The sequence below is a fragment of the Streptomyces sp. NPDC002787 genome (assembly GCF_053592095.1).
In genome coordinates, this window is record NZ_JBSFVC010000011.1 from 39,474 (window position 1) to 51,984 (window position 12,511).

Annotated in this window: 10 protein-coding genes and 1 pseudogene; 6 read left to right on the forward strand and 5 right to left on the reverse strand. The window is 71.0% G+C overall.

Annotated features, from left to right (window positions below; translation table 11 throughout):
* The first annotated feature begins 220 nt into the window (after positions 1-220).
* Positions 221-1,012, forward strand: coding sequence for a thioesterase II family protein (locus tag ACWD26_RS16740; RefSeq protein ID WP_451270612.1), 792 nt, complete (start codon positions 221-223; stop codon positions 1,010-1,012).
* 52 nt (positions 1,013-1,064) lie between these two features.
* Here the strand turns inward: ACWD26_RS16740 and ACWD26_RS16745 are convergent, their stop codons facing one another.
* Positions 1,065-1,904, reverse strand: coding sequence for a class I SAM-dependent methyltransferase (locus tag ACWD26_RS16745; RefSeq protein ID WP_451270614.1), 840 nt, complete (start codon positions 1,902-1,904; stop codon positions 1,065-1,067).
* A 212-nt stretch (positions 1,905-2,116) separates the two neighbouring features.
* Between ACWD26_RS16745 and ACWD26_RS16750 the strand changes: the two are divergent.
* A pseudogene (locus ACWD26_RS16750) lies at positions 2,117-2,521 on the forward strand (discoidin domain-containing protein); the annotation flags it as partial.
* 61 nt (positions 2,522-2,582) lie between these two features.
* Here ACWD26_RS16750 and ACWD26_RS16755 read toward each other — a convergent pair.
* Complete coding sequence (locus ACWD26_RS16755) at positions 2,583-3,074, reverse strand: hypothetical protein (RefSeq protein ID WP_451270616.1); 492 nt, start codon at positions 3,072-3,074, stop codon at positions 2,583-2,585.
* A gap of 19 nt (positions 3,075-3,093) precedes the next feature.
* Positions 3,094-3,312 carry a hypothetical protein gene (locus tag ACWD26_RS16760; RefSeq protein ID WP_257537018.1) on the reverse strand — a complete coding sequence of 73 codons (219 nt, stop codon included), beginning with the start codon at positions 3,310-3,312 and terminating at the stop codon, positions 3,094-3,096.
* Between the two features lie 553 nt (positions 3,313-3,865).
* Here ACWD26_RS16760 and ACWD26_RS16765 point away from each other — a divergent pair.
* The 3 genes from ACWD26_RS16765 (at position 3,866) to ACWD26_RS16775 (ending at position 8,511) form a co-directional block, all read left to right on the forward strand.
* The gene (locus ACWD26_RS16765; protein WP_451270618.1) at positions 3,866-4,681 is read left to right on the forward strand and encodes an SAM-dependent methyltransferase; all 816 of its coding nucleotides are present in this window, start codon (positions 3,866-3,868) and stop codon (positions 4,679-4,681) included.
* Between the two features lie 116 nt (positions 4,682-4,797).
* Positions 4,798-6,030, forward strand: coding sequence for a hypothetical protein (locus tag ACWD26_RS16770; RefSeq protein ID WP_451270619.1), 1,233 nt, complete (start codon positions 4,798-4,800; stop codon positions 6,028-6,030).
* 198 nt (positions 6,031-6,228) lie between these two features.
* Entirely contained in the window at positions 6,229-8,511 is a 2,283-nt protein-coding gene (locus ACWD26_RS16775) for a M4 family metallopeptidase (protein WP_451270620.1), read from the forward strand.
* Between the two features lie 32 nt (positions 8,512-8,543).
* Here ACWD26_RS16775 and ACWD26_RS16780 read toward each other — a convergent pair whose 3' ends face one another.
* Positions 8,544-10,850 (reverse strand): MMPL family transporter, encoded by a 2,307-nt coding sequence (locus ACWD26_RS16780; protein WP_451270622.1) that lies wholly within the window; start codon positions 10,848-10,850, stop codon positions 8,544-8,546.
* Positions 10,851-11,000: 150 nt separating this feature from the next.
* On the opposite strand from ACWD26_RS16780, the gene ACWD26_RS16785 reads away from it, so the two are divergent.
* The gene (locus ACWD26_RS16785) at positions 11,001-11,366 is read left to right on the forward strand and encodes a cupin domain-containing protein (protein ID WP_451270624.1); all 366 of its coding nucleotides are present in this window, start codon (positions 11,001-11,003) and stop codon (positions 11,364-11,366) included.
* Positions 11,367-11,446: 80 nt separating this feature from the next.
* Here the strand turns inward: ACWD26_RS16785 and ACWD26_RS16790 are convergent, their stop codons facing one another.
* Positions 11,447-12,466 carry a hypothetical protein gene (locus tag ACWD26_RS16790; RefSeq protein WP_451270626.1) on the reverse strand — a complete coding sequence of 340 codons (1,020 nt, stop codon included), beginning with the start codon at positions 12,464-12,466 and terminating at the stop codon, positions 11,447-11,449.
* Positions 12,467-12,511: the final 45 nt, after the last annotated feature.

The following is a 12,511-nucleotide window of genomic DNA, read 5'->3' on the forward strand; positions in this document are numbered from 1 at the left end:
CGGATGTACACCAGGGAGCGGGCAGCGGCTGCCGCAGGACGGCGGGCCGAGCGGTCCTGGATATGTGGAGATTCAAGTAGAACGATCACGGCCGCGCCGCAACACCCCTGACCTCGCCCCCGGAGGTTAGGGGTGGGGTCAGGGGGCCGACGCCACCTGCCGCCCACCGTCGGCTGTTAGCGTCCGAAGACCGCCAGCCCCGAGCCTCCGGAGCCACCAGGTGACCGTGCAGACCGAGAACAGGGATCTGTGGATCCGCCGCTACCACCCCGCCCCGGACAGTGCCGTACGACTGCTGTGCCTGCCGCACGCCGGAGGGTCGGCGAGCTTCTACTTCCCCGTCTCCCAGGCCCTCTCGCCACGGATCGACGTGCTCGCGGTGCAGTACCCGGGACGTCAGGACCGGCGTCTGGAACCGTGCGTGGAGACCATCCCCGAACTCGCCGACCGGCTCCTGCCGTTGGTCCTCCGGGAGGCGGACCGTCCCCTCGCCCTCTTCGGCCACAGCATGGGCGCGTCACTCGCCTTCGAACTGGCCGGCCTCCTGGAGCGAGAGGCCGGTGTCGTACCGGCGATGCTCTTCGCCTCGGGCCGGCGCGCCCCCTCGCGCTTCCGCGCCGAGGAGGACATTCATCGTCGCGGCGACGAAGCGCTCCTCACCGAGATCAAACGACTCGCCGGCACCGACAGCCGCGTCCTCGGCGACGACGAGATGCTCCGCATGATCCTGCCCGCCCTCCGCAACGACTACCGCGCCGCCGAGCTCTACCGCCCCGCCCGTGTCCACCAAGTGACCTGCCCCATAACGGCGTTGGTCGGCACCACCGACCCCAAGGCCCCTCTGGACGACGTCCAGGCATGGCAGGAGCACACCACAGGCCCCTTCACCACGCACACCTATCCCGGCGGCCACTTCTACCTGGTCGACCAGGCCCCCCAGGTGATCCACCTGATCACCGAGACCCTGACCGCGGTACGACCGACCGCACCGGCCGAGTCCCCTCGACGGTGACCGTCGGCCCGCGGGGCGAGCCCTGCAACCGCCCGCCCCGGACGTCGGCGGCTCAGGCGCGCGGCTTCCGCCAGATCCTGATCTCGGTCGCCGGAAGCCGTTCCGCGAAGCGGCCGTCCGAGGCCTCCCGCTCCAGCAGCGCACGCAGATCCCGCTCGAACTCCCGCAGTCGGTCGCCGAACAGGTGCGGCGCGGAGGCGGAGTGGGAGAACGTCCACGCGACGATGTCGTCCACCGTGCGGGTGACCACTTGCCCGGCGGGCACGACATGTCGTTCGTAGTGATCGAAGCCGGCGCGCACGATGACGCGGTCCTCGCCGCCCGGCGTGCCGTGGACGAGCCGTCCCTGCCCCGCACGGCGCACCGGACCCAGATGGCGGCGCACCAGGTCACCGATCCGGTCGTACGGCGGCGCGGGCGACGGCAGCGGTGCCGGTTCGGGCGGCGGGTCCTTGAGGTCGCCGATGTGGACGAACGCGCCGCCCGGCTCCAGCATCTCCCGCACGGTGGCCGCGACCCGATCGCGGTCCGTCCAGTGGAAGGACTGGGCGAACACCACGACCCGGAACTCCCCCAGCCCCGCCGGCAGATCCTCGGCGCGGGCGGCCACCCAGCGCGCGTTGGTCACCCCTCGGCGGCCGGCCTGTCGTTCGGCCTCGGCGAGCATGTCCTCGTCGGGGTCGACGCCGACGGCCTCCGTGAAGAACCTCGCCATCGGGAGCAGCACGATGCCCGGGCCACAGCCGACGTCCAGGAGTCTCCCCCGGCCGTCCAGCCCGAGCGCGTCGGCCAGTGTGTCGGCGAAGCCCTGTGCGTATGGAAGGCGACCGCGCTCGTAGTGGGCCGCGCTTCCCCGGAACAGCGTGCTGTCCCACTCCCATCCGTCGGGCATGTGCGCCCCCTTCCCCTAGTCCGCGAGATCGTCGGCGGATTCGGTTCCGACGGCGAAGTCGCGGTCCTGGATATCACTGGACATCAGTCGAACTCCTCGACGTACTCCTTGGGCGGCCCCAGTTCGGGCCGGTCCCGCAACTCCAGCTCCCTGCCGAGGCGTTCCAACCGGGTCGACCTGGCCTTCGGCAGACCGGCCACGCCAGCTCGACCCACCCCGGGGCGAACGGCACACTCACCGCCGACAAGCTGACCGACGGCAGCCTCACCACCCGCTGGGCCGCCGCCGACGACGCCACCTACCCCATCATCCTCGACATCGACCTCGGCGCGGACACCACCTTCGACGAGGTCTACCTGGACGAGTACACCGACTCAGGCACCAACCCGCGTGTGCGGTCGTTCGACCTGCAGCGGTGGGACGCCGGAACCAGCCGGTGGGTCACCTTCGCGTCCCGTGACTCCGGCATCGGCCACGACCTCACCGTGACCGGCTTCGGCGACATCACGACCTCCCGGCTCCGCGTGGCGCTGACGGGGCAGCTCGCGACGGAGCAGTACACCCCGACGCTCACCGAGATCTCCGTCTACAACTCCGGCGGCCGGGCCGGGCCGTAGCGCGGGGCGGCCACCGGGTGGGGGGACGGGGGGACGCCACGGCATCCGCGCGCCCGGCTGCTCACCGTGCGGGCGGGGCCTCAGCGGGACATCCGCCGGTCGGCCAGGCTGACGAGCGGAGGACGGCCGCGTTGCGTACGCGGCGGGTCCGTCCGTGTTCGGCGAGCAGGGTGAGGGCCTCGGGCGGAACGGCGAACTGCCCGCTCGTGGCCTTGCGCTGGCACCAGTCGGATGCGGTGGTCAGTTCCTCGGGGGCCCAGGGTCTGCCCAGGGTGATCGCGCTGAGCAGGGTCCATTCCCGCAGGCGGCCGGCGAGGAAGTCACGCTCGGCGACGACGCCGGTCAGGGTGTCGGCCCAGGCCGTGAACCGGGACTCGGTCAGCGTCCGGGCGGCCCGGCGGTCGATGTGGCGGACCACCGCGCTCTGTGCCATCGTCGCGTCCTCGTCCCGCAGAACGGCTGCCACCAGCCCGACCTCGTCCTCCTCGGCGACGGCCTCCAGGGCCATGAGATACCGGCCGAAACGTCGGTGCTCGGCCGGCTCCTCATCCACGAACAGGCCGCGCCGTCGGCTAGGCACCCAGGCCGAGCAGGGCCACCTCAAGGGGCAACGCGGGACGCTCGGGGAGGGCCGGGGGCTCCTCTCCTCGGCCGGTGTGCGTGGGCGGGACGACGCGGAGCGCCTTGATGCCGTCGGCGGCCCATCCGGCGTCCGTCGGAGGCAGCGACAGGGTCATGCGCCGGCCGTCGGCCAGGGTGGTCTCAAGCTTGGTCGGGTCGTTCGTCGTCATGGAAACTCACTTCCATCGCACACCAGGTGTGTCCAGCCTCAACTCGAAGGACGCCTGTTCGAGCCAAGAAGTTCCCTCCTGCGGGGATCTCCCACCGGTGTCGACCGGCTCCGGTGACCGCGGGGGTTCGTCGACGAGCGGCACCGGGCCGAGATGGGGTCGCACATCACCATCCTCACCCTGCCGTTGGTGGCCGTCGTGCTGTTGGCGGGCTGCTCCTGGTGATCGGTTCCCTTCCGCTCGCCCACGCCTTCGACTCGCTGACACTCACTCAGCTGTACGCCGTCGGGATGGTCCTGTGCGTGGTCCGATCCCGGGAGGCCGGTTCCCTGTGCGACCTGGCCGGGCGGGTGCGGCCAGTGGCGACGGAGAGGCCCCGAACCATCTCTCCGGTGGAGCGGGGGCCCGTACGCCGGCGCCGTGCCCGGCGTCCCAGGCAGTTACGACCCCTGCTCGGACTCACCGGAAATGTGAACTGACGTACGGGGCAAGGGTGTCGGGACGTAAGTTGTGCCTGGAAGACCTCGCTTCGGCTGAAAGACGGACGGTAGACATGACCGACCACGCGACGGCGCCCGGACCGGCGGCGCAACAGAAGATCGACACCTCGGTGCCGCACTCGGCCCGTATCTGGAACTACTGGCTGGGCGGGAAGGACAACTACCCCGTCGACGAGCAGGCCGGCGACGCGTACACCGCCGTGTTCCCCGGCATCGTGACCATCGCCCGCAGCAGCCGGGCGTTTCTGCGCCGCAACATCACGTACCTGGTCGCCGAGGCGGGCATACGGCAGTTCCTGGACGTCGGTACGGGCCTGCCGACCGCGGACAACACCCATGAGGTCGCCCAGCGGATCGCTCCCGAGACCCGGATCGTCTACGTCGACAACGACCCGATGGTCCTGGCGCACGCCCGTGCCCTGCTCTACTCCACGCCGGAGGGGGCGACCGCCTACGTCGACTCCAATGTGCTCGAACCGGACCGCATCCTGGAGGCGGCCGCCAAGACGCTGGACCTCGGCCGGCCCACGGCGCTGATCCTCAGCAACATCCTGGGCCATGTCGCCACGTACGACCAGGCACGCTCCATCGTGACGCACCTGATGGGGGCGCTGCCGTCCGGCAGCTACCTGTCCATCAACGACGGTTCGCGCGGCATCGACCCGGTCTTCGAACAGGCCCAGGACGGGTACAACGAGAGCGGCGCCGTGCCGTACAACCTGCGCACCGTCGAGGAGATCACCTCGTTCTTCGACGGCCTGGAACTCCTGGACCCCGGCGTCATCTCGGTCCCCCTCTGGCGCCCGGACCCCGCCGACGCCGCCCCGGCGGTCATCGCCGAACACGGCGGCCTCGCCCTCAAGCCGTGACGCACACCGCGTTGCGGTGAGCCGAGGTGGCGCGGGGCGCCGGCTCCATCCGCCGCCCGGCAACGGGCCGGGCCACCTGTGGTCAGGAGGGCGGGCTCTCCGGCAGGCTTCGCGGGATGGCTGACGTGTCCGCGGACGACCAGGTTTATGCCTCGCCCCGTTCCCTGGAGGGGCTGCTGCAGCGGGGCCGGGGGCTCGGGGCGCTGCGGGCGCTCGGTGAGGCGGGGACGTCGGCCGAGCCGGTGTACGCGGTCGTGCGGCGGGACTGGCGGTGGGACACGGCGGTGGACGACCGCGCTGTCTATCTCGCTTGCCTGATCCGTGAGTTGGGGCTGGCCCTCGCTCCGGTCCTCGACCTGCTGACGGGAGACGGCGACAACTGCGAGCGGGCCACCGGGATCCTGGAGCTGTTGGCCCTGGCGGGGTCGGTCGAGGCCCGCGAAGGGCTGCGGGCGTACGTCCGCGAGGGCGAGCACTGGGCCGATGTGCTGGAGTCGGTGGCGAAGGCCTGGCCCGTCGAGTGGTGGGACGATCTGGCCGAGGTCGCCCGGCACCGCCTGGGCGGGGACGAGCCCCGGTTGTGGCGTTCCGATCCCTGGGCGCGGTGGAGGCTTGGGGCCGGACCGGGCGGGCCTGTTCGTTCGCCTCGGACGCACACACTCGACGTGGGCCCGAGCAGCCGTCGGCTCCTGGACGTCCTCGCCGACGGCTCGTCCGCCAGGCACCTGAAGATCCAGGCCCTGCGCACCCTGTCCGGGCGTCCGCCGGAGCCGGCGCTGATCCCGCTGGTCCCCGGCCTTGCGGAGGCGAACGGTGAACTGCCCCTGCCGGGGCTCGGGTCGGCGGTCGCGCGGCTCGGCACGCCCGCCGTGCCCGAGGCGCGGGCATGGGCGGTGGACGGACGGTCCTGGCTGTCGTGGATCGGTATCCAGGTGCTGGCGGAACACGGTACGGCCCAGGACCTGCCCGTACTGCTGGCGGAGCTCTCGGCGCTGGAAACGGCACACCAGTGGTGCGGTCCCTGCGTGCCGGCCGCCGGGATCGCCCGTTTCGGCGAGGCGGGCGCGGACGCGGCGCCGGCGCTGCGCCGGCTCTGGCTGCGCACACCGCACTCGTACGAGCGGCCCGACTACCTGAGGGCGTTGGCGGCGGTCGCGCCGGCCGGACTCGACTTCGCGTACACCGAGTCGCTGTGGGACTGCGAATCGAACGCGCGGCTGCTGGGGATCGCGCACGCACCCGATCTGCCGCACGTGCGAGAGCGGCTGGTTCAGCTCCGGGCCGATCCGATGGAAGACGCCGAGGTGCGGGCCGCCGCCGGGAACCGCCTGGTCACCGGCGGTCGGTGATCGAACACTTTCCGGCCAAAGACTTGATATGCCCCTGACATAGCCCGCGCACGTCTGTCACTCTGTGCGCATTCCGTCTCACGACGGCGCACGCGCACCCGCATCGCAGTACTCCCTGCACCACCCGGTGCCTCGACCCGTGCACCGGGTCCGTCGTACGGCCGCTCGTCCAACGTCGGCCGCAGCAAAGGAGTTCGCGTGAGATCCACCCCCCACAGACGTACCACGGCCACGGCCGCCCTCGTCGTCGCGGCGGCGGTACTCGCCGTCGCCGTCCCGGGCGCCCCGGCTGTCGCAGGCGGTGACGGCGGAGAAGGCACCCTCCGTCCCGCGGCGGCGGCGAAACCGGACCGCGGGGCCCTGCCCGCACAGCTCACTCCCACGCAGCGCGACACCCTCATCCGCAAGGCCGAGAAGGCCACGGACAGGACGGCCGACCGCCTCGGGCTGGGCGGCCAGGAGGAGTTGCGCGTCCGTGACGTCGTCAAGGACGCCGACGGCACCGTGCACACCAGGTACGAGCGCACCTACGCCGGCCTGCCCGTCCTCGGCGGCGACCTCATCGTCCACGCCGCGAAGTCCGGTGCGATCGAGAGTGTCACCCGGGCCCGCAAGGCCGAGTTGAAGGTGAGCGACCTCAGCGCCGAGGTCAGCAGGGCCACCGCCGAGAAGCAGGCGCTCGCGGCGGCGAAGGAGGAAGGGTCCACCAAGACCGCGCCGGACAGCAGCCGCAAGGTCGTCTGGGCCGCGAAGGGCACGCCGACCCTCGCCTACGAGACCGTCGTGAGCGGTTTCCAGCACGACGACACACCCAGTGAGCTGCACGTCATCACCGACGCGCAGACCGGGAAGAAGCTGTTCGAGTACGAGGCCGTGCACACCGGCACGGGCAACACCCGCTACAGCGGCACGGTCCCCCTCGGCACCAGCCAGTCCGGCTCGTCGTTCACGCTGACCGACGCGGACCGGGGCAACCACCGCACGTACAACCTGAACCGCGGCTCGTCCGGGACGGGCACGCTGTTCAGCGGATCCGACGACATCTGGGGCGACGGGACCACCGCCGACCTGGAGACCGCGGGCGCGGACGCGCACTACGGGGCCGCACTGACCTGGGACTACTACAAGAACGTGCACGGGCGGAACGGCCTGCGCAACGACGGCGTCGCGCCGTACAGCCGGGTCCACTACGGCAACAACTACGTCAACGCGTTCTGGCAGGACTCCTGCTTCTGCATGACGTACGGCGACGGCTCCGGCAACGCCAACCCGCTCACCTCGATCGACGTGGCCGCGCACGAGATGACGCACGGTCTGACGTCGGTCACCGCCAAACTCAACTACAGCGGTGAGTCGGGCGGCTTGAACGAGGCGACCTCCGACATCTTCGCCGCCGCCGTGGAGTTCGCCGCGGGCAACGCCAACGACGTCGGCGACTACCTGGTCGGCGAGAAGATCGACATCAACGGCGACGGTACGCCTCTGCGTTACATGGACCGGCCCAGCAAGGACGGTTCCTCACGCGACTACTGGTCCTCCACGCTCGGCAACATCGACGTCCACTACTCCTCGGGTCCGGCCAACCACTGGTACTACCTGGCCTCCGAGGGCAGCGGCGCGAAGGTCGTCAACGGCGTCTCCTACGACTCGCCGACCTTCGACGGGCTGCCGGTGACCCCGATAGGCCGGGACGCGGCCGAGAAGATCTGGTTCCGGGCGCTCACCACGTACATGACGTCCACGACCAACTACGCGGGCGCCCGCACCGCCACCCTGCAGGCCGCCGCCGACCTGTACGGGCTCGGCTCGGTGACCTACAACAACACCGCCAACGCCTGGGCCGCGATCAACGTCGGCTCCCGGATCCTCGACGGGGTGACGGTCGTCCCGCCGGCCGCCCAGTACTCCCTGGTCGGCCAGGCCGTCACGCTGGACGTCCAGGCGTCCTCCACCAACGCCGGCGCCCTGTCGTACGCGGCCACGGGTCTGCCGGACGGGCTGTCCATCGACAGCGCCACGGGCCGCGTCTCGGGCACACCGACCACGGCCGGGAGCTGGACGCCTACGGTCACCGTGACGGACGCGGCCGGCGAGAGGGGTACGGCGGGCTTCGCCTGGCGGGTGGACGAGGAGGGGAACCAGTCGGTGTTCGAGAACACCGCCGACTACCAGATCCCCGACAACTCCACCGTGGATTCCCCGATCGACGTCAACCGGGCCGGAGCGGCGTCCAGCGCGCTCACCGTGGACGTGAACATCGTCCACACCTGGCGCGGTGACCTGGTCGTCGACCTCGTGTCCCCGGACGGCACGGCGTACCGGCTGAAGAACTCCTCGTCGTCCGACTCGGCCGACAACGTGGAGGCGACGTACACGGTGGACGCCTCCTCCGAAACCGCCGCGGGCACCTGGAAGTTGCGGGTCCAGGACGTGGCCAGCCTCGACACCGGCTACATCAACAGCTGGAAGCTGACCTTCTGATCTCCCGTCAACTTCCTTGTGGGTGAACGAAGTCAGTTACTGAGCGGCCGGTCCTGCCCCTGCGGGACCGGCCGTTCGGCCGTCCTGCCCTCCGCGTCGATGTGCGGCAGCACGCGGTCCAGCCAGTGCGGGGTCCACCAGGCATGACGGCCGAGGAGGGTCATCACCGCCGGGACGAGGAGCAGCCGTACGACGGACGCGTCGATGAGGACGCTCACGGCGAGGCCGAGACCCAGCATCTTGACGACGATGTTGTCGCTGATGATGAACGCGGCGAAGACGCTCACCATGATCAGGGCGGCGCACGTGATGACGCGGGCGGTGATCTCCAGGGCATGGGCGACGGCGGCCCGCGCGTCGCCGGACTGGAGCCAGGCCTCGTGGACGCGGGAGAGCAGGAAGATCTCGTAGTCCATGCTGAGGCCGAAGATGATGGCGAACATCATCATCGGGACGTAGCTCTCGATGGGCACCTTGCCCGAGACCCCCAGGGCGGGGCCGCCCCAGCCCCATTGGAAGACGGCGACGACCACACCGTACGAGGCGGTGATGGACAGGACGTTGAGGGCCGCCGCCTTCAACGCGACGAGCAGCCCACGGAAGACGATGAGGATGATCAGGAAGGCCAGGGCGACGACGACCGCGATGATCAGGGGCAGTCGGCTCGCCACGATGTCGCGGAAGTCGACCTGGGAGGCCGTGGTGCCGGTGACGTATCCCTCGGCCTGGGTACCGGCGACCGAGGCGGGCAGGGTGTCGTCGACCAGACGGTTCACCAGATCCGTGGTGTCGGCGTCCTGGGGGGACTTCGCCGAGTAGACCGTGCCGACGAGGACGTCCCCGTCCTGGGTGGCGGACAGCGGGGTGACCGCGTGCGCTCCCTCCACCGCGTCGAGGTTCTTCTGCGCGGTGCTCTGGAGGGTCTGGCGGTCGGACGACGGGACGGAGGTCTGGTCGATGACGACGGTGAGCGGGCCGTTGGAGCCGGGCCCGAAGGCATCGGTCATCAGGTCGTAGGCGCGGCGGTCGGTGAAGGAGGTGGGGTCGGCGCCGTCGCCGATGTGTCCGAGCTGGAGGGAGAAGACGGGGATCGCCAGGATCGCGATCGTGGTGACGCCGGCAGCGAGGAAATGCCAGGGCCGGTGCTCCACGCGCTGGGCGTACCGGTGCCAGGTGCCCTGGATCGCGGCCCCCTCCTCTGCCCCCTCCTCGGCGCCGGTCTCGGCGACCGGCTTGCGCACGTGCCAGCGGTCGATGCGTCGGCCGATGAGCCCCAGCAGGGCCGGGACCAGGGTCAGGGCGCCGGCGACCGCCGAGACGACGGTGACGGCGGCCGCGAGTCCGAGTTTGCCGATGAAGCTCACCCCGGACGCGTACAGCCCGGCCAGGGCGATGATCACCGTGCAGCCGGAGACCAGGACGGCGCGGCCGCTGGTCGCCGCCGCGTGTCCGGCGGCGTGCGCCGGGTCGGCGCCGTCCATGAGGTCCTGCCGGTGACGGGTGATCAGGAACAGGGCGTAGTCGATGCCCACGCCGAGGCCGATCATCGTGGCCAGGGTCGGGGAGACGGTGGCGAAGGTGAACGCGGCGGCCAGCAGCCCGAGACAGGCGAGTCCGCCCACCGCGCTCAGCAGCGCGGTCACCAGGGGCAGTCCGGCCGCGATCACACTGCCGAAGCCGACCAGGAGGACGACGACCGCCACCGCGAACCCGATGAGTTCACTCACCCGGTCGTCGGCCGCGGGACGGGCCAGTTCGCCGAGCGGGCCGCCGTACTCGACCTCGGCGCCCGCCGACCGGAGCGGCTGGACGGAGTCGTCCACGCCGTCGAGATAGCTGTCCTCGAGGGTCGAGGGCTGCACGTCGAAGCGGACGGTGATGTACGCCGTCTTCTGGTCGGACGACAGGGGCCCCACGTTCGGCTGCTGCGACTGGTCCGACGACTGCGAGGGCTGTGTGGCGGGTGCGGTGAGCGGGTTCTGCACCGACAGCACATGGGGCAGCTTCTGCAGGTCGTCGACCGTCTGCGTCATCTGGGAGCCGAGGGAGGTCAGGGCCTTGTCCTTGTCGTGCAGCACGATCTGACTGCTGTAGCCGCCGGCCGCCGGATCGTGCTCCTTCAGCACGTCCAGGCCCTCCTGGGACTGCATGCCGGGAAGGGAGAAGTCGTCCGAGTAGTCCCCGCCGTGGACATGGTTCAGTGCCTGCAGGGCCGCGAGGACGACCAGCCAGGCGACGATGACGACCACGCAGTGCCGGGCGCACCACTGGCCGAGCCGCCGCAGCCGGCCCACCGCGGCCTCGTCCCCGCCCTTCCCACCGGAACGACTCGCTCGCATCGCCTCTCCTTTGCGGGAGCGATCTCCCGCATCCCCCATTACACGGCGCTCCCGTCACCCCGGCACCTCCGGTGGCGGCGTTCCCCCGGTTGGCGGCCCCGGCTTGACAGGCGGACGATGGGGAGGTGGGTCGGAACGGAAGGAGCCGTCATGCTGGAGATCAAGACGGTCGAGAAGCCGGATGAGCGGCGCGATTTCCCACGGGGTCACCTCGAAGCCGTCCACCTCACGGGTCTCGACTTCGCCGTGGCCACCTTCGAACCCGGCTGGCGCTGGTCCGAGTCCGTCGCCCCCATCGCGGGCACGGAGACCTGCCAGATCCACCACAACGGCTATGTCGTCCAGGGACGCATGCACATCCGCATGGACGACGGCGGTGAGGGCGAGGTCGGACCGGGCGACGCCTTCGTGTGCCCGCCGGGACATGACGCGTGGGTCGTCGGCGACGAGCAGGTACTGCTGTACGACTTCGCCGGCCAGATGGCACAGGACTACGCCAAGGCGAAGGGCGACTGAGCCGATTCGGGTGCGAGAGGGGCTGGAGGCGGTGGCGTACGCGCCCCGCCTCCGTCCGTCCCCGGTGTTCCGGAAGGGCCCTAGATCCCGTCGGACTCCCGCAGGTTGTCCAGCGTCGCGTTGGTGTCGTTCTTGAGCCACTCCACGACGTCGTCCACCTCCGGCATGGTGACGTCGTCGTAGGTGGAGCCGTAGGCACTCCAGCGCATCTCGTACGTCATCCAGCCGTCGCGCACCGCGAGCGTGGCCGACCGGCTGCCGCTGGTGTCGTCGCCGGAGGTGGTGTCCTCGGTGACGAGATACGCCTCGTCGCCGAAGCCCGTGACCTCGTCCACGTCGTAGTCGTCGTAGCGCTGGTCGTACTCGGACCACAGGGCGGTGAACTCGGGCCCGGGGTCGGTCTTCTTGTGCAGGTCGACCTGGACCGAGAAGTACGCGTCGGAGAGGGTGGAGGACGAGGATTTCTTGAGGGAGATGCTGCAGTAGCTCTGGTCGAGGGCCTCGTGCTCCAGTGCGTTGTCCACGGGGGCGGTGTCCTCCTCCGGGTACTCGTTCTGGAACGACGAGTAGTCCACCGAGGAGCAGAGGTTGGACTTGGCCCGGTAGCCGCGCAGGTCCGCCGCCGTGTCGTCGTCGCCGAGCAGGAAGACCCCGCCGGCCCAGGCGGCGGAGGCCACCGCCGCGCCCACGAGTGCCCACAGCACGGCGCGACCGCCGGCGCCCGTCGTGGGCGGGGCTGCGTGCGGCGGGTAACCGCCCGGCGGCTGGCCGTACGGGTTGGCCTGGGCGGGCATCGGGGCGACCGGGGGGCCGTAGCCGGCCGGGGACTGCGGATGGGGGTAGGGGTAGGCGCTCGGGGCCGCCGCCTGGGTGGGTGCCTGCGGCTGGAGCGGTATGTCCGCCTGGGTCGGTGTCGGCGTCTGCGGCTGGGCCTGTGCGGCCGGTGCGGCGGGCAGGGCAGGGCGCGGCTGGGGCGCGGCCGCCTGCGGCGGTACCTGGGCCCCGGGGCCGGGCTGCGCCGGCGGCGGCCAGGCCGGGGACGGGGACGGCTGGTCCTGTGGCTGCGGTTGCGCCGGCGCACCCTCGGGGCGATCGGTCATCGGGTTCTCCTCGGGTCGTGATGGATGGGGTGCGGCGGCGGAGGC

What these genes read in the sequence shown, in the direction of transcription:
- ACWD26_RS16760 (WP_257537018.1), bottom strand. Translation starts at nt 3,312, where the DNA reads ATGACGACGAACGACCCGACCAAGCTTGAGACCACCCTGGCCGACGGC.
- ACWD26_RS16765 (WP_451270618.1), top strand. Translation starts at nt 3,866, where the DNA reads ATGACCGACCACGCGACGGCGCCCGGACCGGCGGCGCAACAGAAGATC.
- ACWD26_RS16790 (WP_451270626.1), bottom strand. Translation starts at nt 12,466, where the DNA reads ATGACCGATCGCCCCGAGGGTGCGCCGGCGCAACCGCAGCCACAGGAC.
- ACWD26_RS16785 (WP_451270624.1), top strand. Translation starts at nt 11,001, where the DNA reads ATGCTGGAGATCAAGACGGTCGAGAAGCCGGATGAGCGGCGCGATTTC.
- ACWD26_RS16780 (WP_451270622.1), bottom strand. Translation starts at nt 10,850, where the DNA reads ATGCGAGCGAGTCGTTCCGGTGGGAAGGGCGGGGACGAGGCCGCGGTG.
- ACWD26_RS16745 (WP_451270614.1), bottom strand. Translation starts at nt 1,904, where the DNA reads ATGCCCGACGGATGGGAGTGGGACAGCACGCTGTTCCGGGGAAGCGCG.
- ACWD26_RS16770 (WP_451270619.1), top strand. Translation starts at nt 4,798, where the DNA reads ATGGCTGACGTGTCCGCGGACGACCAGGTTTATGCCTCGCCCCGTTCC.